Annotated in this window: 22 protein-coding genes; 12 read left to right on the forward strand and 10 right to left on the reverse strand. The window is 67.0% G+C overall.

The window, feature by feature from the left end; translation table 11 throughout:
- Positions 1–3 precede the first annotated feature (3 nt).
- A complete protein-coding gene (locus ACYQOP_RS02455) occupies positions 4–3807 on the reverse strand; it encodes an EAL domain-containing protein (protein WP_461221005.1) in 3804 nt (1267 codons plus the stop codon).
- Positions 3808–4144: 337 nt separating this feature from the next.
- Between ACYQOP_RS02455 and ACYQOP_RS02460 the strand changes: the two genes are divergently transcribed.
- A complete protein-coding gene (locus ACYQOP_RS02460; protein ID WP_207410245.1) occupies positions 4145–4873 on the forward strand; it encodes a pyrimidine 5'-nucleotidase in 729 nt (242 codons plus the stop codon).
- Positions 4870–5289 carry a metallopeptidase family protein gene (locus ACYQOP_RS02465; RefSeq protein ID WP_461221007.1) on the forward strand — a complete coding sequence of 140 codons (420 nt, stop codon included), beginning with the start codon at positions 4870–4872 and terminating at the stop codon, positions 5287–5289. Before ACYQOP_RS02460 ends, ACYQOP_RS02465 begins: the two co-directional genes overlap by 4 nt.
- 29 nt (positions 5290–5318) lie before the next feature.
- Here ACYQOP_RS02465 and ACYQOP_RS02470 read toward each other — a convergent pair whose 3' ends face one another.
- From ACYQOP_RS02470 to ACYQOP_RS02490, 5 genes are all read right to left on the reverse strand, one after another.
- A complete protein-coding gene (locus tag ACYQOP_RS02470) occupies positions 5319–6593 on the reverse strand; it encodes a hypothetical protein (protein ID WP_056432444.1) in 1275 nt (424 codons plus the stop codon).
- Between the two features lie 126 nt (positions 6594–6719).
- Positions 6720–7238, reverse strand: a complete 519-nt coding sequence (locus ACYQOP_RS02475) for a DUF2937 family protein (RefSeq protein ID WP_461221009.1) — start codon at positions 7236–7238, stop codon at positions 6720–6722.
- 61 nt (positions 7239–7299) lie between these two features.
- On the reverse strand, positions 7300–7566 hold the full coding sequence (locus tag ACYQOP_RS02480) for a hypothetical protein (protein ID WP_461221010.1): 267 nt from the start codon (positions 7564–7566) through the stop codon (positions 7300–7302).
- 4 nt (positions 7567–7570) lie between these two features.
- Positions 7571–8578 carry a WD40 repeat domain-containing protein gene (locus ACYQOP_RS02485; protein ID WP_311274194.1) on the reverse strand — a complete coding sequence of 336 codons (1008 nt, stop codon included), beginning with the start codon at positions 8576–8578 and terminating at the stop codon, positions 7571–7573.
- 13 nt (positions 8579–8591) lie between these two features.
- Positions 8592–9263, reverse strand: coding sequence for a YoaK family protein (locus ACYQOP_RS02490; protein WP_056432017.1), 672 nt, complete (start codon positions 9261–9263; stop codon positions 8592–8594).
- Positions 9264–9489: 226 nt separating this feature from the next.
- Between ACYQOP_RS02490 and ACYQOP_RS02495 the strand changes: the two genes are divergently transcribed.
- The 3 genes from ACYQOP_RS02495 to ACYQOP_RS02505 all read left to right on the forward strand — a co-directional run bounded on the left by ACYQOP_RS02495 (position 9490) and on the right by ACYQOP_RS02505 (position 11620).
- Positions 9490–9918, forward strand: a complete 429-nt coding sequence (locus ACYQOP_RS02495) for a response regulator (protein WP_056432015.1) — start codon at positions 9490–9492, stop codon at positions 9916–9918.
- Positions 9919–9956: 38 nt separating this feature from the next.
- Positions 9957–10340: a photosystem reaction center subunit H gene (locus ACYQOP_RS02500; RefSeq protein ID WP_461221011.1), complete on the forward strand. Its 384-nt coding sequence runs from the start codon at positions 9957–9959 to the stop codon at positions 10338–10340.
- A gap of 200 nt (positions 10341–10540) precedes the next feature.
- Positions 10541–11620, forward strand: a complete 1080-nt coding sequence (locus ACYQOP_RS02505; RefSeq protein WP_461221012.1) for an ROK family protein — start codon at positions 10541–10543, stop codon at positions 11618–11620.
- A gap of 64 nt (positions 11621–11684) precedes the next feature.
- On the opposite strand, the gene ACYQOP_RS02510 is transcribed toward ACYQOP_RS02505, so the two are convergent.
- From ACYQOP_RS02510 to ACYQOP_RS02525, 4 genes are all read right to left on the reverse strand, one after another.
- A complete protein-coding gene (locus ACYQOP_RS02510) occupies positions 11685–12353 on the reverse strand; it encodes a DUF2939 domain-containing protein (protein ID WP_461221013.1) in 669 nt (222 codons plus the stop codon).
- Positions 12350–12928 carry an RNA pyrophosphohydrolase gene (locus tag ACYQOP_RS02515; RefSeq protein ID WP_461221015.1) on the reverse strand — a complete coding sequence of 193 codons (579 nt, stop codon included), beginning with the start codon at positions 12926–12928 and terminating at the stop codon, positions 12350–12352. Before ACYQOP_RS02515 ends, ACYQOP_RS02510 begins: the two co-directional genes overlap by 4 nt.
- Positions 12929–12995: 67 nt before the next feature.
- The gene (locus ACYQOP_RS02520; protein WP_056432001.1) at positions 12996–13754 is read right to left on the reverse strand and encodes a phosphatase PAP2 family protein; all 759 of its coding nucleotides are present in this window, start codon (positions 13752–13754) and stop codon (positions 12996–12998) included.
- 13 nt (positions 13755–13767) lie between these two features.
- Positions 13768–14343 carry a 2'-5' RNA ligase family protein gene (locus ACYQOP_RS02525; protein ID WP_461221016.1) on the reverse strand — a complete coding sequence of 192 codons (576 nt, stop codon included), beginning with the start codon at positions 14341–14343 and terminating at the stop codon, positions 13768–13770.
- A 105-nt stretch (positions 14344–14448) separates the two neighbouring features.
- On the opposite strand from ACYQOP_RS02525, the gene ACYQOP_RS02530 reads away from it, so the two are divergent.
- The 7 genes from ACYQOP_RS02530 (at position 14449) to ACYQOP_RS02560 (ending at position 19704) form a co-directional block, all read left to right on the forward strand.
- A complete protein-coding gene (locus ACYQOP_RS02530; RefSeq protein WP_461221017.1) occupies positions 14449–15426 on the forward strand; it encodes a glutathione S-transferase family protein in 978 nt (325 codons plus the stop codon).
- Between the two features lies 1 nt (position 15427).
- Positions 15428–15985, forward strand: coding sequence for a hypothetical protein (locus tag ACYQOP_RS02535; protein WP_156467899.1), 558 nt, complete (start codon positions 15428–15430; stop codon positions 15983–15985).
- A 155-nt stretch (positions 15986–16140) separates the two neighbouring features.
- Complete coding sequence (locus tag ACYQOP_RS02540; RefSeq protein ID WP_461221019.1) at positions 16141–17070, forward strand: tetratricopeptide repeat protein; 930 nt, start codon at positions 16141–16143, stop codon at positions 17068–17070.
- A gap of 28 nt (positions 17071–17098) precedes the next feature.
- Positions 17099–17767, forward strand: a complete 669-nt coding sequence (locus ACYQOP_RS02545) for an LON peptidase substrate-binding domain-containing protein (RefSeq protein ID WP_056431988.1) — start codon at positions 17099–17101, stop codon at positions 17765–17767.
- A 26-nt stretch (positions 17768–17793) separates the two neighbouring features.
- Positions 17794–18000 (forward strand): Trm112 family protein, encoded by a 207-nt coding sequence (locus ACYQOP_RS02550; protein WP_056431985.1) that lies wholly within the window; start codon positions 17794–17796, stop codon positions 17998–18000.
- Positions 18001–18008: 8 nt separating this feature from the next.
- Positions 18009–18998: an asparaginase gene (locus ACYQOP_RS02555; RefSeq protein ID WP_461221021.1), complete on the forward strand. Its 990-nt coding sequence runs from the start codon at positions 18009–18011 to the stop codon at positions 18996–18998.
- Positions 18999–19311: 313 nt separating this feature from the next.
- Entirely contained in the window at positions 19312–19704 is a 393-nt protein-coding gene (locus ACYQOP_RS02560) for a hypothetical protein (protein WP_056431979.1), read from the forward strand.
- The last annotated feature ends 4 nt before the right edge of the window (positions 19705–19708 follow it).

Raw genomic sequence — 19708 nt, forward strand, 5'->3', positions numbered from 1 at the left:
GCGTCAGGCGGCCCTCTCGGCGCAGGACAGCCTCGCGATGACGCCCGGCAGGTCCCGCGCCGGAACGGCCTTGCTGAAGAAGTAGCCCTGGACCTCGCCGCATCCCTCCGCCCGCACCAGATCGAGCTGGGCACGGGTCTCCACGCCCTCCGCCGTGATCGTGGTCCCCCGACGCTCGCCGAGCCCGACGATGGCGCGAACAATGGCGGCCGTGTCCGCATCGGCGATCTCGCGGATGAAGGAACGGTCGATCTTGATCTTGTCGAAGGGGAATTGCCGCAGATAGCTGAGGGACGAATAGCCTGTCCCGAAATCATCGAGAGCGATCCGGACGCCGAGGTAGCGCAGGCGGTGCAGGCAGCCGATCACCGCCTCGGTATCCTGGATCAGGACGCTTTCGGTGATTTCCAGTTCCAGCCTGTCCGCCGCGAGGCCCGAGGCCGAGAGGGCCATGATCACGCATTGTTCGAGGCCCGGCTCGCGAAACTGCATCGCCGAGACGTTGACCGCGATCCGGGCGGAATGGGTCCATGAGGCGGCTTCCCGGCAGGCCTCGCGCAGGGCCCAGTTTCCCAGATCGATGATCAGACCCGTCTCCTCGGCGATCTCGATGAAGGTGGCGGGCGGGATCATCCCACGGGTGGGATGCGGCCAGCGCATCAGCGCTTCGACGCCGCTCACAGTGTCCGTCTCGAGATCGACCACGGGCTGGTAATGCAGAATGAGGTCGCCGCGCAGCACGGCCTGGCGAAGATCGACCTCGAGCTGAAGCCGCTCCTCGATCGCCGCGTCCATGCCGGCTTCATAGATGCGGAACGTGTTCCGACCGCCGGCCTTGGCGCGATAGAGCGCGAGATCGGCATGCCGCAGGAGAGGGTCGGCCTCGAGCCCGTCGGCCGGCGCGTGGGCGATGCCGATGCTGATCCCGATATTGGCGAGTTGACCGTCCAGCTTGATCGGCTGGGCAATGGAATCGATCACCCTGCGGGCGATCTCGGTGGGTTGGTCACTCCGGTCCAGATCGACCAGAATGATGCCGAATTCGTCGCCTCCGAGGCGGGAGACCATGTCGCCGGGCTTCACCACGTCGGTCAGGCGCTCGGCGACGACCTTCAGGAGCGTATCGCCCGCCAGATGCCCGAGCGTGTCGTTGATGGCCTTGAACCGGTCGAGGTCGAGACAGAGCACCGCCGTCGCGCAGCCGCCGTTCCGAACCGTCGCGAGTACCTGCTTCAGACGATCGTGGAACACCGATCTGTTGGGCAGGCCCGTCAGGGCGTCGTGGCGGGCGAGATGGGCGATCCGCTGGTCGGCCTCCTTGCGCGCCGTGATGTCGATATAGGTTCCCACGAAACGGATCGGGGCACCGTCGGCGGCGCGGGTGACGACCTTGCCGCGGGCGAGGAGCCAGCTATGGCCGCCGACCTTGTTGCGAACCCGGACCTCGATTTCGAAAGCCGGTAGGCGGCCTTCGAAATGAGCGGTCGCGGCGACGTGGCAAGCCGCCATGTCGTCCGGGTGGATCAGGGACTGGACGTAGCTGAAAGACTTGCCGAATTCACCGGGCTCGTAGCCGAGCATGCTCTGGGAGCGGTCGGAAAACCAGACCGCGCCGGTCTGGAGATCGGCGTCCCACAACCCGTCCCTGCCGCTGTCGAGGGCGAGAGCGAGCCGTTCCTCGCTCACGCGCAGGCGGGCATCGCTGGCCCGGAACGCCTCCTCGGTCTCCTTGCGGGCCGTAATGTCGAGATTCATGCCGACGAAGCGGCAGACCTCGCCCGTCCGCGGATCGAGGACGGCGCGGCCGAACCCCTGGAACCAGCGGCATTCACCGGTCGACGGGTGGAGGGCGCGGAACTCCACCCTGTGATTTGTGCGCGTGGCGATGGCCCGGCGGGCCTCGTTCCGAACCCGGATCACGTCCTCGTCCGGTACGTTGCGCTCCCACTCGTCCATGGTCATCGAAAGGCCGGCGGCCGGATCGGCCTCGTTGAGGGGCAATCCCTGCATCCGCGCGCTTTCCTGGGATTGCCAGACCCGACCCGTGACCAGGTCCCACTCCCAGACCCCTGCCTCCGCCGCGTCCTGCGCCAGACGCAGCAGGTCGCCCGTCCGCTCCAGGGCGATCCTGGCGGTGATGATGTCGTCGATATCGAGGGCCGTGGCGAGCCATCCGGGCGCACCGTCGAGGAGGCGGATCGGACGCTTGCTGACCTTGTGCCAGCGATAGACGCCGTCGGCGCGGCGGATGCGGATCTCGAAATCGTAGTCCTGCCACGCTTTGTGACGGTCGCACACATCGCCATAGACGCGATCGCGATCGTCGGGGTGGTAGGATTCGACACGCTCCAGCAGCGAAACGAGGGGCCGTCCGTAATAGCGGTCGCAATGGCGGTTGCAGTAGGTGGTGTCGTCCCGATCGTTCGTGATCCAGACCATCTGAGGCAGGAAATCGGCGAGCAGGCGGTAGGACGCCTCGCTCTCGCGCAATGAGCGTTCGGCCATCTGGCGGGCGGTGACGTCGGCGAAGGTGTAGACGGTGCTGCCGTCGGCCAGCGGCACACCGCAGAGTTCGAGGAGGGTCTCGTCCCGCTGCCGGTGCTCGCCGGTGGCGCCCGCTTCGCCGCGTTCGCGTCTCGCCTCGCGGACGCCCCTGTCCAGAACTGCGGGAATCGTCCCGTCCCGCTCGGCGATGAAGTGGCGGACATCGTCGAACGGCGCGCCGTCGTGGAGCATTCCCGGCGGCAGGTCGAGCAGCAGGTTCAGCCGCTCGTTATGAACCCGGACCCGGTCGTCCATGTCGACCATGACGAGGCCCTCGTCGATGCTTTCCAGGGTGATGCGCAGAAGGTTCGTGGTTTCGCGCAAATGCTGGTCGGATCGGGCCAGTTCGGTGACGTCGAGGCAGATTCCGGAAATGGCACGGATGGCTCCGGTCGGGTCGCGCTCGACGATTCCCCGTTCGGTGACGACCCTGCATTCCCCGCCCGGGCGGATGATGCGCGACCGGTGCTCGTAATCGTCGCGCGCGAAGGCGCCCACCCCCGCCACGGCTTCGTCGAGATGCCAGCGCACACGCTCCCTGTCCTCCGGATGGTAGAAGGCCAGATGCTCGTCGAGGGGAATCCAGGCAGGGTCGACGGGCGCGCGACCGTGGATCCGCGCCATTCCCTCGGACCATTCGACCCGCCCTTCGGGGATGTGGATACGCCAATGTCCGAACCCTGCGATCTCCTCGGCCATGCGCTGGGAGTCCAAGGCGGCCCGGAGAAGCGCTTCACGGCGCGTGAGGATGGACGTCACGCGCTGGCGCTCGCACAGCTCGGCCTCGCGCTCCACATTGGCATCATGGAGACGCAGATGCCCGGTGACGATGAGAGCGAGGTCCCGCAACTGGAGCAGTTGCTCCTCGGTGAAATCCGGACGCGGCACGGTATCGATCAGGCAGAGCGTACCGGCCCGGTGCCCGGGACGATGCGCCAGAGGCATGCCGGCATAGAACCGGGCCTGGAACTCCCCCTTCGCCAGGGGATGATCGGCAAAACGAGGATCGGCGAGGAGATCGCGGATCACGACCGGCCCGTCGGCCTCGCCGGCGATGTGGTGCGAGGAGACCGCATCGTCTCGATCCGGCTCGGCTTCCCCGGTCCCCGGTCCGGCCTTCAGGGGGAGAAAGTCGGTATCGGCGAGGGGAACGAGGACGATCGGAACACGAAATAGAGCGGCCGCAATACGGCACACGGCGTCGAGATGAAACTCGGGGTCACGGTCGATCCATGATGTGGAATCCGGTCCGACAGCGTCCACGCCTTCTTCATCGTCTCGGTCCTGTGCCTGATCTTGCACGTCGCGCCATCCCGGGAAGCAATCCGAAGCTACCCATCCTGCCCGTGACCGTGATCGACCATGCATGACGGAGGCTTTCAGAGGCATGTTGCGCAAATCAACGTTGCAACATTCCTACCGTTTCCTTCGCTCCGCATTCGTTATTCAGCCAATTCAGGAGCGACAAGCAACTCGGCCATCCCGCTGCCGCACGTGGCCGAATGGCAGCGCTTCCTTTCGCAAGGCACAATTTCATCGTAACCAGGGACGATCGTCATCGGTCACCACCGTCCCCCGTCTCGAACCCCGTTCAGTCCCCTTGTTCCTTCCCGGTGAAAGCCATCTCTCCAGCGCGGGCTCCCGCGGCTTCTCGACCATCGACACCTGGGTGTTCGATCTCGACAACACGCTCTATCCGAGCGACGCGCGGGTCTGGCCGCAGGTCGACGAGCGGATCACGCTCTACGTCATGCAGCTCTATGGGCTCGACGGGATCTCGGCGCGGGCGCTGCAGAAGCATTTCTACCATCGCTACGGCACCACGCTGAAAGCCCTGATGGTGGAGGAGAAGGTCGACCCCTACCATTTCCTCGATTTCGCCCACGACATCGACCATTCGACGATCCGCCTCGACGCGGCCTTGGGCGACGCCATCGAGCAATTGCCGGGCCGCAAGCTGATCCTCACCAACGGCTCCCGGCGCCATGCCGAGAACGTGGCGGCGAAGCTCGGCATCCTCGACCATTTCGAGGACGTGTTCGACATCGCCGCCGCCGATTTCATCCCGAAGCCCGAGCGCTCCACCTATGAGCGGTTCCTCGACCGGCACGGGGTCGATCCGCACCGGTCGGCCTTGTTCGAGGACATCGCCCGCAACCTCGTCGTGCCCCACGATCTCGGGATGGCGACGGTCCTCGTCGTTCCCCGCACCATCGATCCGTTCCGCGAGGCGTTCGAGCAGGAGGCGGTGAAGGAGCCGCATATCGACCACATCACCAACGATCTCGCCGCCTTCCTGAACGAGCGGGTCCTCCCGGCGATCCGATGAGCGAAGCCGTTCAGGACTGGTCAGAGGTCAGGTCGCCCTCCCTCGACGATGTGGAGATCCTGGCGCGGGACGCCCTCGCCCGCCTGCCCGCGACGTTCCTTGCCCTGTGCGAAGGCGTGACGGTCCATGTCGAGGATTTCCCCGACGACGAGACCCTGAGCGAGATGCAGTGCGAGAGCGAATTCGACCTGCTCGGCCTGTTCCGGGGAATCGGTCTCGCCCAGAGCGGCGAGACGGTGACCGGGCAGATGCACAACCGGGTCTGGCTCTACCGCAGGCCGCTGCTCGATTACTGGGCCGAGCACGAGGAGACCCTCGGTCACCTCGTCACCCATGTCCTCGTCCACGAGATCGGGCACCATATGGGCCTGTCCGACGACGACATGGCCGCCATCGAGGCGGCGGTGGAAGGCTGAGGCCCGGATCCTGCGGTCGGCCGCTCCGGTCAATCGTCGTTGGCGGGGCGCGGGCTCGCGGCGCGCGGCCTGAGCAGGCTGGCCTTGGGACGACGCGTGCGGAACTGCCCGCGCTCCACGGCGATGAAGACCAGCACCGTGATCGTCAGCGTCGTGATCCACCAGATCGCCGTCAGGCCGACGCCGATACAGGCGATGGTGAAGGCGCTGGCGAAGATGGCCATCGCACCCGGTGCGATGGCGCCGGGCGCGGCGGCGGTGGCCGAGCGCCCGCTATGCCGGATCGCCGCGTGGAGGGCGAAGGCGGCGGCGAAGGCGCCCACGATCCCGAGTTCGTACCAGAGTTCGAACAGCATCGTCGTCGGGGCATTGCTCGGAAGCAGGTTCACGAACCGGCCGCGCGAGGCTGTCTCGAACCCGTGCCCGGTCACGAGGCGGACCGGCTCGGTGGTCACGACCTTCTGCCACGCCTTGATGGTTAGGACGCCGGGGGCCGTCGGACCGAAGGCGACGATCCCGATGGGCCGGGCGATGAACGGCAGGAAAGGGGCGCTCACCAGCAGGCCACCGCAGATCAGGGCCACGGCCCGCACGCCGACGAGCGGACGGTAGGTGGTGAGCAGAAACGCCACCGCGCCGACGGCGAGGGCCAGGATCTGCGTGACATTGGAGGAGAACGAGAGGGCGACCGCCACGAGGATGGCCGTGCCGAGGGCTTCGAGGTCACGCCCACGCGAGCGCAGCCATGCCACGGAGGGCCAGACCAGCAGAGCGAGGAGCGTGAGGCCGCGATCCACCGAGCTCTGATCTTCGGGCATGTTGCGCAGGAGCGTATCCCCGAACAGGCCGAACAGGATGGAGACGATGGATGCGGCGATGACGCCCAGGGGCAGCAGATAGAGGTTGGCCGAGCGCATCCGGTCCGGCAGCGCGAGATAGGCGGCCAGGGTCATCAGGATGGTGGCGATGACATTGAGCAGGCGCTCCGTCGCCGGTCCGAGGAACGGCGTCCAGACGAGGGACAGGGCCGACCACAGGATGACCAGCCCACCGGCGAGGAACGTCGGGGATGTCAGCATCCGCGTCGCCGTCAGCCGCAGCGGCCGCTGTTTCCCGTCGATGGCGCTGGCGATGACGATGAGTGCGATGGCGATGGGTGCCAGGATCACGGTGGCGCGGCGGGCCACCTGCGCGGCCACCGGAAGCAGCACGAACAGGCCGAAGAAGCCCACCCGCCGCAGCAGGGCCGCGGCGTCGAGGGCCGGGTCGATCGGGGGTCGTGACGTGGTCGCGCGGGGAGGCATGGTGCGATTGCAGCCGTTCAACGGCGCCACGAGTCCATCCGTGCGCTACCGGTCGAGTCGTAGTCCACGGCGCGGACATTCGCTGTAGATGCCATGCAACACACGCGCTTCCTCCGCCGCGTGTATTCAGGCGGTCCTGGGTTGTCGCCGCGCCGGACTGAGCCGCCGTCCGACATCCGTGAGCACGCGCCAGCCCGCCCAGGTCGCCAGAAATCCGAGGAGGCCGGCGATGATCCCGTCGGCGCTCGCCGGAACGGCCGGCACGTAATCCTGGTAGGTGGCGCGGACCAGGGACATGTCCGGGTCGCGCAGCAGCGCCGCGAAGCGTCCCAGGGGCCCGCTTGCCTCCGTCAGGGCCCGCTTCTGCGCATCAAGATGCGCGAGGCGCTCGATATCCGCGCGGGCGGCTTCGCCGCGGCGGGCCACCAGGGTGTCGCCGTTGCCGCGCAGGCGGTCGACGGCGCCCTGCCGGTCGGTCCCACTCGCCGCCGCGTCGGCGTCGAGCGCGGCGAGGGAACGCCGCAACTCATCGAGGGTGCCACCGAGCCGCTGCGCGTATTGCTGGGCGAATTCCGGCCCCTGCGCGGCGACGATGCCGCCGAGGAGGCCGAGGGCGAGGCCGAGGGTCCGGATCACACGAAGCACGATTCATCCCTCATGACGTCGTTCAGACAAAAGGCCGAGCCGCGCGGCGGTTCCCGGACGATCAGAGCACACCCGCCAGGGCGGTCTCGACCTCGGCGCGCGTCACCTCGCCCAGGGGCTTCTCCACCTTCGCCGCCTGGGTCTTCCGCCCCGGCCGCAGGACGAGGATGATCGTTTCCAGGCCGGGACAGGAGGGGTCCGGGCATAGGATCTCGTTCACCTTCACCACGCTCTCCGGCTCGACGAGGGCGCGGACCCACGATTCGACGTTGCGCCGGGCGGTATCGTCGGGCGGGTCACGCCGACGGCCGAAGCCGAGAAGTGCCATCGCCTCAACCCGGCAGCGTCAGGATGCCGGCCATGCCGTCCGCGCAGCCGAAAGCGAGCCGGCCGCCGCGCCCGTCCCAGACCAAAGCCGAGATCGCCCCGCCCTTGGTGGCGGGCCGGACCAGGAGTTCGGAGGCATCGGCGAAGCGCACGAGCATGACGCAGCCATCCTCGTAGCCGATGGCGAGGACGAGGGCCTTGGGGTGGAACGCGACCCGCGTCACCCGGGCCGGGCGGATCCCGCATTCGCGCGGCGCCTTGCCGGTGGGGCCCTCCTTCGAGTCGAACGGCCAGATGATGGCCGCCTCCGCTCCGCTGGTGGCGAGCCAGTTGCCGTCCCCGGACCAGCTCACCGAGCGGACCTTGCCGGGATAGCCCGACATCCGCATGTGGCCGCGATCGGGCTGGAGACGCCAGCCGTGGAGCGAATTCTCCTGCATCGTGGTCACGACGAAGCGGCCGTCGGGCGACCAGGTCACGTCGATATGGGAGCCCTTCCATTCCACGAAATCGGGCGTGGTTTCGAGGTTCGGGTACCAGAGCGTCGCGCCGTTGTAATGCGCCACGGCGAGGCGGTAGCCCTTGGGCGCGAAGGCGAGGCCGCGTGCGGTGGATGGCGCCGCGAAGATCTTCTCGCGGCCCTTGGCATCGCGGGCGACGACGTTGCGACCGGCCGCGTAGGCGATCGCCCCGTCGGGATGAAGCGCCAGGGCGTCGATCCAGGCGCCGCCCTTGGCGACCGCGACTTGCGTCATGTCACCGTCCGCCGCCGTGGCCACGATGCGGCCATCGTCACCACCCGTCACGATCCGGCGGCCATCGCCGGACGCCACGAGGATGCCGGCCTCGGGATGGGCCTCGACGCGCCGGGTCGTCTCTGGGCCGACCAGCAGCACGGCCCCGTCACCCAGCGCCAGCGCCAGCACATCCTTCAGCCAGACCGCTCCCGTGACATGGGCGCCGGCCTCCAGCGGGACGACATGATCGAAGAGTGTCGGAGCGCTCACGCTCATCGGTGAAAACCTCTCAGGTCGCGGATGCGGCGTCCGGCGCCGATCTCACGACGGTCATGACCGTCGCGACCAGGGCGAGACAACCGGCGATACCGGCGGGAATGGCGAGGGCATACAACGCGAAGCGGCCATAGGCGACCGTTCCGGCCAGCGAACCGCAGAGCAGCGAGAGCCAGACGAGCCCGTCACCGACCCAGCCGAAGCGCGGGCCGCGCCCCGCCAGGGCGGTGGCGAGTTTCTGCCCGGTGCTGAACAGCGCCCCGGTGACGAAGGTGGTGCCGGCCCGGAACCCCTGGACATGGGCGAGGACGGCATTCTGCGCGCCCATGGCCAGGGCGAGAAGCAGCGAGGCGTGGCCGGGACCGGGATCCTCCACCGCCGTCAGATAGGCGCCGGACACGAGGACGGTCTCGAAGCCGAGGAGGACCGGCGTGCTCCACCGCGCCGGGGTCAACGCCGAGAGCCCGCCGCCGCACAGGGCGCCGAGGACGAAGGCAGCGATCAGGAGACCCGGCAGGATCGCCAGAAACGGCGTGTCGCGCCCCAGCGCCACGGCGAACTGGGTCGTGTTGCCGCTCATGAACGACGTGTAGAAGCCGCCGAGCCGGATGAACCCGAGCGCGTCCACGTAGCCGGCCAGGGCCGTGAGGATGAGGCCGAAGCCCAGATGCCAGGAACGGCTCATGACAGGGACCGGCTCATTTCCGAGACCGGCTCATGGCAGCGCGCGCCTGCCCGGTGCCCCGTTCCGTCCCGGGACGACCGGTACCGGTCCGGTAGGGTTAAGGCATTGCTTACCAAGTCCGCGCAATTCGAATGAACGGGATCGAACATCGAAGCCGTGAGCCCCGTTGGTGTGACGATCCGGCGTCGGAATGGTCATTCCAAGCCGGGTGAGTTGGAGTTGCGTCATGATCCCTGTCGCTTACGCTGCCTTTGCGGTGCCGAACTTCGCCTCCGTCCGCGGAGCCGAAACCGTCCTCGTGGTGGAGGATGAAGCCATGGTGTGCGAACTGGCCGTCGAGGCCCTTATCGACGAAGGCTATCGCGTTCTGAGTGCCGCCGATGCCGAAGAGGCCGAGGACATCCTGGCGCGTGAACGCATCGACCTGCTCTTCACCGATATCGATTTGGCCCGCAACACCAACGGCCTCACCCTGGCCCGTCATGCGCGGCGCCTGCGCCCGAACCTTCCGGTCATCTACACCTCGGGTGGTCGCGGAAGCCTGTCGCAGGCGGATGCGGTAGCGGAATCAATCTTCGTGCCGAAGCCCTATCGGCCGAGCCAACTCATTGCCCTCGCCAACGGCCTGCTGCGCCGTTTCCCACACTACGCCTGAGCGCCTTCCGCGCCCGCCTACTTGGAGCCCCATTCCCCATGCGCACCCTTCTCGCCACCGCCCTCGTCCTCTTCGGCACGACGCTCAGCGCCTACACGACGGGGAACGCGAAGGCCGCGTGCGACGTGAAGGGAGCGAAGCTGGAAGAGGCCATCGCGGGCAAGACCGAGCTCCGCGAGACGGCCAACAAACAGGCCGTGCGCGACCTGCGCACCCTGCGCGACGCCGCGATCATCCTGGAAACGTACAAGTACGAGAGCGAATGCGATCGTCTCGTCACGATCATCAAGGCGCTGGCCGCCAATCCCGAGAAGGCGATCGAGCAGAGCGGCGATACGGACGAGGAGAAGGCGGAGGACCTGATGGAGGCCCGCCAGCCGAAGGCGCCGGCCGGTGAGGCCGCGCCCACCAAGCCCAAATGACCGCCTTCCCTCGTAGGGGCCGTTCCCGCAGGTAGAACCTCTGTGCCAGGGCCCGCGAGGGAACGGACCTGCGACAAGAATGCTTGCATTGCTGGTCATTCCGCTTCGATGCGGCGGACCAGCGGTGGCCGGGTCTCCACAAAGGCTATCTCGAGCCCCCGTACGTTTCCTTCGTCTTTGGTGAAAAGGATCGATCGAGAATGGGCACCGACACGGCAACGCGCGGATCGAGCATCTCTCACGCGTCGAACGATCTGCCCTCGGTCGTCCTCGACGATTACAATATCGAACTGAAGAACGGAGAGGGTTTCGTCGGCGATCGCGTGTCGAAGGCGGCGTTCCGGGATCTCATCGAGGATTGGCGGGAAAAGCTGCGCAAGCTCGGCCCCGATCCGCTGGGGGCGAAAGCGAGCCGCGATTTCAGCAAGCGGCGTCTCGACGATCTGCTGATCGACGGCCCTCCGCTCGCCGCCGGTGTGGTTTTCGGCGCGGTCGAGGAATTCGCGCAGGAGCTCGCCACCGTGGTGCGGCGCTTCCTCCGCCAGAAGGGGTGGCGCGACACGCAGAGCATCGTCGTGGGTGGAGGTTTCAGCGACAGTCTCGCGGGACGTCTGGCCATCGACCGGGCGAGCGTGATCCTCCGGGCCGGCGGCCTCAACCTGAAGCTCGAACCGATTCGCCATCATCCCGACGAGGCGGGGCTGATCGGAGCCGTGCACCTCGCGCCATCCTGGATCTTCTCGGGCTACGACAGCCTCCTGGCCGTCGATATCGGCGGGAGCAACATCAGGGCCGGAGTCGTCTCCACGAACCTGAAGAAGGCCTCCGACCTGTCACGCGCCGAAATCTGGCGCTCGGAGCTCTGGCGTCACCGCGACGAGGATCCGGCTCCCAGCCGTGACGAGGCGGTGGACCGGCTGATCGCGATGCTGAACGACCTGATCTCACGGGCGGAGCGGTCGCGCCTGAAGCTCGCGCCGTTCATCGGCGTAGGGTGCCCCGGCGTCATCGCCGCCGATGGAACCATCGAACGCGGCGGTCAGAACCTTCCCGGAAATTGGGAGAGCAGCCGCTTCAACCTTACCGAGCGGCTCGTCGAGGCGATCCCCACCATCGGCGATCATGACACCATGGTGCTCATGCACAACGACGCCGTGATGCAGGGCCTGTCGGCCATGTCGGACATGACCGACGTCGCGCGGTGGGGCGTCCTCACCATCGGTACCGGCCTCGGCAATGCCCGCTTCACCAACCGCCGGCTTCCCGACACGGTGCATTGAGAAGAGACGGACCGGTCCGGCCCCGATCAAAGATCGAAGGATGCCCCAGGGAGAAAGCGATGCCCTAGGGAGAAGGAGCTGGCGCGGCATCCTGGTCGGGCCGGTTCCGGGCACGGGCGACCTTGCTGGCGATGCGGTTCCGCAGCTCGCTCGGTAGTTCGATCTCGACCAGCCGCCACGACCATCCACGCAGGCGAAGGCGCAGGCGGAACCGCTGCGCCCGTGGCGCTTCGGGGGGTACGGCGATGACCAGGGCACGAAACCCCCGCATGTCGGAGGCGAAGTAGTACGGGACCAGCCGGAAGATCGTCTCGATCTTCAACCCGGCGGCGCTGCTTGCGTGCTCGGCCTTCGACCACGCCCCATCCCCACCGAGGGGGCCGAGATCGAGGGATTGCGGAATGCCGTCATCGAGAAGGTCGATGACCGACTGTGCCGTGACCAGGGATTCGGTCAAGGGTTCGGCGAGGGCCGCAGCGGCCTCGATCAGTCGCTGCTTGTCCGAGGAGAGTGGGACCTCGGCACTGGCCTCGCCGCGCGGCTGAGCGGCCGCTGCGGAGACCTGCCGGATCATGGACTGGCGCAGGGTGCGGAAATTGACGTGCCGCTCGACATAGCCCACGTCGCGCGCCTGCACGGCCCGGGCAAGGTCGTAGAGCATCCAGAACGGCGTCAGCGTATAGACGAACCACGCCAGAACCAGGGAAACCGGGATCCACCACAATCGCGTCATTGCGACGGAGCGACCCTCTGTGCCTGTTCGCTCCAACCGGCGTGGCCCGCGAATTCCGCGATCACGGCCTCGTAGACCGGGCGTTTGAACGGCACGATGAGATCGGGCAGTCCGGCCATGGGCTCCCAGCGCCAGGCATCGAATTCCGATTTGTGGAGACCGCCGCCAGGTGAAATCACGTCGATCTCGGTCTCCGGCCCGACGAGACCGAAGGCGAACCACTTCTGCGTCTGTCCGCGATAACGGCCCTTCCAGGCCTGTTTCAGCACGGCCGGCGGCAGGTCGTAGGCGAGCCAGCCCGACGATTCGCCCAGAAGCGTGACGGAACCGGGCGAGACGTTGGTCTCCTCGTGAAGCTCACGCAGGGCAGCCGCCAGTGGGGCCTCGCCCTCGTCGATCCCTCCCTGCGGCATCTGCCAGGCGAGGTCGCCGTCGACATGTTCCGGCCCCGCCTCCTTGCGACGACGGCCGACGAAGACGCCGCCTTTCGGGGCGATCAGCATGATCCCGACGCAGGGCCGGTACGGCAGGTCGAGCGCGAGGTCGGGGGCTGGAAGGTTCATGCGCGGGACCATAGGTCAGGGGATCGATGGGCCGCAATGCGCCACGCCGTCGTTCGACGCGTCAAAGCGCGGAATGCTGTCATCCCGGAGGCGGATCGGGGGCCTCGACCTCTCCCTTGCGCTGGAGAATGAGCGCGACGAACCAGCAGAGCGAGGCCCATGCCGCGCCGATGCACCAGCCGGCAAGCACATCGCTCGGCCAGTGAACGCCGAGATAGATCCGGCTGGCGCCGACCAGGAGCGTCATCCCGACGCCGACGATGAGGACCAGCACCTTCACGGACCGGTTCGGATCGACGCGGGCGAGAAGCGACGCCAGGGTGAGGTAGGCGATCGCCGACATCATCGCGTGGCCGCTGGGGAAGCTCGCGGTGAACACGTCCATGCCGTGGGGGACGAGATCCGGCCGAGGCCGGTGGTAGAACATCTTGAGCACGGTGGAGACGAGGAGCCCCCCGCCGATGGCGCCCAGAACGAAGACGGCAATACGGTGCCGCCGGGTGGTGGCGAGATAGGCCACCGCGCTCAGCGTGACGAAGGTGATGGTGAAGACGCTTCCCAGGCCGGTGATGTCGCGCATGGTCTCCTCCAGCCATCGCGGTCCGATCGGGTCGGACAGGTCGGCCGGGTTGCGCAGGGCCAGGAGGATCTTGCGGTCGAGGGCGGCCGTGGATCCCTCCCCCACCTCGTCGGCGAGATAGAAGAAGCCGTAGCCGAGACAACTCACGCCGAGCAGGGCCACCAGGGGGCCGACCTCGTTGAGGCGAAGACGCAGCCACAGGGCGGTGGCCCGGTCGAAGAGCGGATGGTTGAGATAGGTCGGAAGCGGAGCCTTCATGGTGCGGTCTTCATCATCCGGTCGTCCTTCGATCGATTTCCACGCCCGAAGGCGAACTTGCCCGCCCGAAGGCGAAGCGTCCCTGCTGTTGCCATGGTCCGCCAAGGTAACGCCAGAGCAGAAGCCCCGTCGCGGTGAAACGGAACGGCTCGAAATCCCGTTCCAGCGCCCGATGCAGCGCGCGCGCGGCCTCCGGCCAGACCTTGTTCTGGATGGTGACGTGGGGCCTCCAGCCCTGTCGATCCTGCGCGGTCAATGCATCGCCGTAGCGCCGGGCGATGCCGTCCCTGACCGAGGCGAGGACGTCGGAGGCAAGCGTGAAGGCGACGCCGCGCCCGAGGAAGCGCAGACCGGTCACCTCGACGACGACCGGCGGCTCGGCGGCCGTCAGTTCGGCGAGCGTCCTCGAAATGCTCTCCTCCTCGGGTCCCGGCAGATGATGGAACAGGGTGGCATGGGCCGGGATATGGTTGAGCTTTTCCGGGAAATGCCGCCGCCTCAACCCGTCGAAATGCGCGAAGGCCGCCTTGTCCATCTCCAGCGTGAGGATAAGGGGATCGGATGTAGGGCCGCCGGGGGATTCGTTCATTCCCGCCAGATGGAGCGGGACGACGCGCAATCCAGTCGTCCCGCCCTACTCGGCGAAGATGCGTGGCCCATCTGAATCGAGCCAAGCACGGGAGAGGGATTGGGCATGGGACTTCTGGTCGACGGCGTCTGGCAGGACAAATGGTACGACACCAAGGAGACCGGCGGCCGCTTCAAGCGAACCGACGCGAAGTTCCGCAACTGGGTCACAACCGACGGCAAGCCGGGCCCATCCGGCGAAGGCGGCTTTCCGGGTGAGGCCGGGCGCTATCACCTCTACGTCTCGCTCGCCTGCCCTTGGGCCCATCGCACGCTGATCGTCCGCGCACTGAAAGGTCTCGAGGACGCCATCTCCGTTTCGGTGGTCGATCCACTGATGGGGCCGGACGGCTGGGTCTTCGGAGACACGCCGGGGGCGACGCCCGATACGGTGAACGGCGCGAGCCGCCTCTATGAGGTCTACCTCGCGGCCGTGCCCGACTTCACCGGCCGGGTCACGGTGCCGATCCTATGGGACAAGCAGCGCCGCACCATCGTGTCCAACGAATCCTCCGAAATCATCAGGATGCTGAACGACGCCTTCGGCGGGACTGGACCCGATCTCTATCCGGAGGCGCTGCGCGGCGAGATCGATGCAATCAACGCACGGGTCTACGACGCTGTGAATAACGGCGTGTACAAGGCCGGCTTCGCGACGAAGCAGGAGGCCTACGAGGAAGCCTTCGACGCCCTGTTCGCGGAACTCGATTCCCTCGACGAGCGCCTGGGCCGGACGCGCTACCTCTGTGGCTCGGCGCTCACCGAGGCCGATATCCGTCTGTTCACGACCCTGGTGCGGTTCGACCCGGTCTATGTCGGCCACTTCAAGTGCAACCTGCGCCGGATCGCCGACTACCCGAACCTGTCGCACTACCTGCGCGACCTCTACGCCCTGCCGGGCGTCGCCGGGACCGTCGATCTCACCCACATCAAGCGCCACTATTACGAGAGCCATCCGACCATCAACCCGACCGGCATCGTGCCGAAAGGCCCCGAACTCGATCTCGACGCGCCCAATGATCGCGCCTCGCGCTTCGGAGCCTGAGATGACGCGGTTCGACGCGATCGGCCCTCGACAGATCGAATGGGGGACATACATCTGCGTGATGACGACACGATCCTCCTTTCTTCGGCCCGCGACCCGCTCGAGCCTGCCCGGCCTCTGTCTGGCGCTTGCGATGGCGGTTCCTGCATCGGCCCAGACGGCGATCAAGCTCGAAGGCTCTTGCGAAAAGCTGATCATCGCCGGGTTGGACATCACCCAGAACTGCAAGGACACGATGATGAACACCGTGTCCCGCAACCGGGCGAGCTTCGATTTCTCGGCATGGGATGGGCGCGGCCTGAGCTTCAGCGGCAGCGGCGCCCAACAGGAGCGCACCGAGGAGACCGACGCGCTTCAGCCGATCAACCTCGTCGTGCCGAGCGAGACGACCAGCGAAGGGGTGGTCCGTGGGCCGCTCGTCGCCGTCGGCTCCTGCAGCTTCAGCACGCCATCCGAGGGAAAGACCGCGATCACCTGCGAGGCGAATGCCGCCAAGGGTCGGTACGAGGCGCGGTTCGTGACCGACGCGAAGGCCCCGCCGACCGCACCCAAGCCCTGAGGCGGACGAGCCGTCCGGGTCTTGCATGGAGAAGCGGGATAGACGCGAAGGCGCTCTGGTCTCGCTGCGACATCGCGCCCATCTAGGGCTCGGTGATATGTGATCGGCGAGACCGGCCTCGTGCCGACGATCGGGCCGCTAGAGTTGAGGATGGCATGCTGAACGACGTTTCCACCGCCGGGGCGACCCCCGCCGGCGGCCCCCAGAACCTCATCAAGGATGTCACCTCCGCGACCTTCCGCGAGGAGGTGATCACCGCATCGATGACACAGCCGGTGCTGGTGGATTTCTGGGCCACGTGGTGCGGCCCGTGCAAGCAGCTGACGCCGCTGCTCGAGAAGGCGGTGACCGCCGCCAAGGGCGGGGTCATCCTCGCCAAGGTGAACATCGACGAGAATCCGGCGATCTGGAGCCAGATCAGCCAGCAGCTCGGGCTGCAATCGATCCCCGCCGTCATCGCCATCGACAAGGGGCGTCCCGTCGATGGTTTCGTCGGCGCGCTGCCGGAGAGTGAGATCAAGGAATTCATCGGTCGCCTCGCCGGCCCCGCCGGCCCGACGCCGGTGGAGGCGATGATGGCCGAGGCGGAGGTCGCGCTCGGTGAAGGCGATTTCGCCGGTGCGTCCGAGCTCTATGCCGCAGTTTTGGGCGAGGAGCCGGGAAATCTGGTGGCCCTGGCGGCGCTCGCGAAGATCCAGCTCGATGCCGGCGAGATCGCCAACGCCCGTCAGATCCTCGACATGGCGCCGCCGGAGAAAACCGGTGACCCGGCCCTCGCCGGCATCCGCGCGGTGGTGGAGCTCGCCGAACAGGCGGCGTCCCTCGGCGATCTCGGCGTCTTCCAGAAGCGCATCGCCGCCGACCCGGCCGATTTCCAGGCCCGGTTCGACTTCGCCCTCGGGCTCAACGGGCTCGGCAAGCGCGACGAGGCTGTGGACGAACTGATCGAGATCGAGCGCCGCGACAAGACCTGGAACGATGGCGCGGCGCGCAAGCAGCTGCTGACCTTCTTCGAGGCCTGGGGCTTGATGGACAAGGCCTCGATCCGCGGCCGGCGACGACTTTCGACGCTGGTCTTCGCGTGACGCAGAAACGCCAGGGCGGAGACAGGCGATGAGCACCCATTCGGGCTATAAAGGACCGGGCGATTGCCCCGGCGTCATCCCCGTCTTTCCTCTGCCCGGCGCTTTGCTGCTGCCTCGCGGACAGATGCCGCTGAACATCTTCGAACCGCGCTACCTCGCCATGGTGGACGACGCGCTGAGGACAGATCGGGTCATCGGCATGATCCAGCCCGACGTGGAGAGCGGATCGTCGCCGATGACGCCGAAGTTGTTCCGCGTCGGCTGCCTCGGCCGGATCACCCAGTTCGCCGAGACCGGTGATGGGCGCTACCTGATCTCGCTCACCGGGATCAGCCGGTTTCGTGTGGAGAGCGAGCTCGCCACCACCACCCGCTACCGCCGCTGCCAGGTCTCCTACGACGATTTCCTCAGCGATTTCGAACCGAGGGCCGGCGAAGAGGCAGTGGACCGCGAGGGCGTGCTGAAGGCGCTTCGGGACTTCGTCGAGGTCAACGACCTCAAGGTCGATTGGGCCGGGATCGACGAGGCGCCGAACGAAGCCCTCGTCAACGCCCTCTGCATGATGAGCCCGTTCGGCTCGCGAGAAAAACAGGCGATGCTGGAGGCGGCCGACCTCAAGACCCGCGCCGAGGTCTTGATTGCGGTGACCGAGATGGAGTTGGTGCGCGGATCGGGGTCCGAACCGACCCTGCAGTGACTCCGTTGACCCGAGGATAGGACACGATGGCAGACGAGATCCCCAACGCCGTGGAAGCCACGCGCGTCGACCCCAAGCTCCTCGAACTCCTGGTCTGCCCCCTGACCAAGCAGTCGCTCGAGTACGATTCCGCGCGCCAGGAACTGATCAGCCGTTCGGCCAAGCTCGCCTATCCGATCCGTGACGGCATCCCGATCATGCTGCCCGAGGAAGCGCGGCCCCTGAACGACTGAGGCAAAAGGTGACGGACGTTGTTCTCCCCACCGTCGCCATCGTCGCCACAGGCGGCACCATCGCGATGAAAACCGACCCGGTGACCCATGCACCGGTGCCGGCTTTGTCCGGAGCCGACCTCGTCGCCGCCGCGCCGGGCCTGGAGAAGCTCGCGCGGATCACCGTGACGGAGTTCTCCAACATCCCGAGCGCGGAGATGGGCCCGGACCTGTGGCCCTCGCTGACACGGACCGTCGAGGGATTGCTCGCCGATCCGGAGATCGCCGGAGTCGTGGTCCTGCACGGGACCGACACCCTCGACACCACAGCCTATTTCCTCGATCTGACGCTGCGCAGCGACAAGCCGGTCGTGGTCATCGGCGCGCAGCGCAACGCCTCCGACCCCGACAGTGACGGGGCCCGCAACCTCCTCAATGCAGTTCGCCAGATCCTCACGCCCGCCGCCGCATCCCTTGGCGTGACGGTGACGCTCAACCACGCGATCAACGCCGCGCGTGAGGTGAGGAAGACCCACACCCACAATGTGGAGACCTTCCATTCGGGCGAGACCGGCTATCTCGGCACCGTCGACGAGGATCGCGTGGTGATCCGCCGGACGCCCCTTCGACGGCAGACCCTGCCGCTGCCCGAACGGCTCGCCAGAATCGCCATCGTGGCGATGTATGCCGGTGCCGATGGCAGCCAGATCCGCCATGCCGTGGAGAGCGGCGCGGAAGGGATCGTGGTGGCCGCCCTCGGCATGGGCAACGTCAATGCCGCGCTCCTCGATGCGATCAGGAGCGCCATCGCCCAGGGTGTCGGCATCGTCATCGCCACCAAGCTGGAAAACGGCCGCGCCCTGCCGGTCTACGGCTTCCCAGGCGGCGGAAGCACCCTGAAGGCGGAGGGCGCCGTCTTCGCCGATGACCTGTCACCGGACAAGGCCCGCGTGTTGGCCCTCCTCGCGCTCCCGATCACGCGGGACCGCGACGCGTTGCAGGCCTATTTCGATCGTTGAAACGAGCGTTCATCTGAGGTGCCGTCGCTCGGCACCGAAGCATTGCCAACATCGAAGCGATCCCGGCTTGGCTATAGTTTGCGCGCCATGTCACGCCGCGCCTGTTTTGTCGGCTCCCGCTCGACATTTCGCTTCAGCATTCGACACCATCTGCATACGAGAACGGCGAAGCTTACCTTGGCCGATGCCATAAATTTGCCCTGAGCATCCTAGATCTATACAATCCAACAACTCACAGAACGCAGGATTCCTCTCAAGAGCGCCGAAAGGCTGCCCGTGGGAATCTGTGAACTATCTCAACTCAGGGGGAAACATGTCGAAACTCGTGGCTGTGCTGGCGCTCGGAGCCGGACTCTCATCCGCTCATCTTCAACCGGCCGTCAGCCGCGAGGGCGGCAATTTCAACGGCGCGTGGTCCGTCGAGCTCGTGACCGAGAGTGGCATCTGCGACAGCCGCTACAGCTACTCGGTCTCGGTCCAGGACGGTCAGGTTCGGCTCATCTCGTCGGCCGACCGCGCGACGATGACCGGCCGCGTCGGCACCGACGGAACGGTGGGGCTCAATGTCTCGAATGGCGGCGCAAGCGGTGCGGCTTCCGGCCGGCTCGACGCCCGTTCGGGCAGCGGCACCTGGAAGGTTTCCCCGCTCTGCTCGGGGCGCTGGACGGCGCGGCGTCAGACCACGCGCACCGCCCAGGCCGAGTAGGGTG

It is taken from the genome of Methylobacterium sp. CM6247, assembly GCF_054817925.1.

Bases quoted from the DNA above. Each gene is read 5' to 3' on its own strand.
- ACYQOP_RS02485 (WP_311274194.1), bottom strand. From the start codon at position 8,578: ATGAGCGTGAGCGCTCCGACACTCTTCGATCATGTCGTCCCGCTGGAG.
- ACYQOP_RS02470 (WP_056432444.1), bottom strand. From the start codon at position 6,593: ATGCCTCCCCGCGCGACCACGTCACGACCCCCGATCGACCCGGCCCTC.
- ACYQOP_RS02480 (WP_461221010.1), bottom strand. From the start codon at position 7,566: ATGGCACTTCTCGGCTTCGGCCGTCGGCGTGACCCGCCCGACGATACC.
- ACYQOP_RS02510 (WP_461221013.1), bottom strand. From the start codon at position 12,353: ATGACGCGATTGTGGTGGATCCCGGTTTCCCTGGTTCTGGCGTGGTTC.
- ACYQOP_RS02550 (WP_056431985.1), top strand. From the start codon at position 17,794: ATGGCAGACGAGATCCCCAACGCCGTGGAAGCCACGCGCGTCGACCCC.
- ACYQOP_RS02530 (WP_461221017.1), top strand. From the start codon at position 14,449: ATGGGACTTCTGGTCGACGGCGTCTGGCAGGACAAATGGTACGACACC.
- ACYQOP_RS02500 (WP_461221011.1), top strand. From the start codon at position 9,957: ATGCGCACCCTTCTCGCCACCGCCCTCGTCCTCTTCGGCACGACGCTC.
- ACYQOP_RS02490 (WP_056432017.1), bottom strand. From the start codon at position 9,263: ATGAGCCGTTCCTGGCATCTGGGCTTCGGCCTCATCCTCACGGCCCTG.
- ACYQOP_RS02540 (WP_461221019.1), top strand. From the start codon at position 16,141: ATGCTGAACGACGTTTCCACCGCCGGGGCGACCCCCGCCGGCGGCCCC.
- ACYQOP_RS02520 (WP_056432001.1), bottom strand. From the start codon at position 13,754: ATGAAGGCTCCGCTTCCGACCTATCTCAACCATCCGCTCTTCGACCGG.
- ACYQOP_RS02525 (WP_461221016.1), bottom strand. From the start codon at position 14,343: ATGAACGAATCCCCCGGCGGCCCTACATCCGATCCCCTTATCCTCACG.
- ACYQOP_RS02560 (WP_056431979.1), top strand. From the start codon at position 19,312: ATGTCGAAACTCGTGGCTGTGCTGGCGCTCGGAGCCGGACTCTCATCC.
- ACYQOP_RS02465 (WP_461221007.1), top strand. From the start codon at position 4,870: ATGAGCGAAGCCGTTCAGGACTGGTCAGAGGTCAGGTCGCCCTCCCTC.
- ACYQOP_RS02545 (WP_056431988.1), top strand. From the start codon at position 17,099: ATGAGCACCCATTCGGGCTATAAAGGACCGGGCGATTGCCCCGGCGTC.
- ACYQOP_RS02535 (WP_156467899.1), top strand. From the start codon at position 15,428: ATGACGCGGTTCGACGCGATCGGCCCTCGACAGATCGAATGGGGGACA.
- ACYQOP_RS02505 (WP_461221012.1), top strand. From the start codon at position 10,541: ATGGGCACCGACACGGCAACGCGCGGATCGAGCATCTCTCACGCGTCG.
- ACYQOP_RS02495 (WP_056432015.1), top strand. From the start codon at position 9,490: ATGATCCCTGTCGCTTACGCTGCCTTTGCGGTGCCGAACTTCGCCTCC.
- ACYQOP_RS02515 (WP_461221015.1), bottom strand. From the start codon at position 12,928: ATGGTCCCGCGCATGAACCTTCCAGCCCCCGACCTCGCGCTCGACCTG.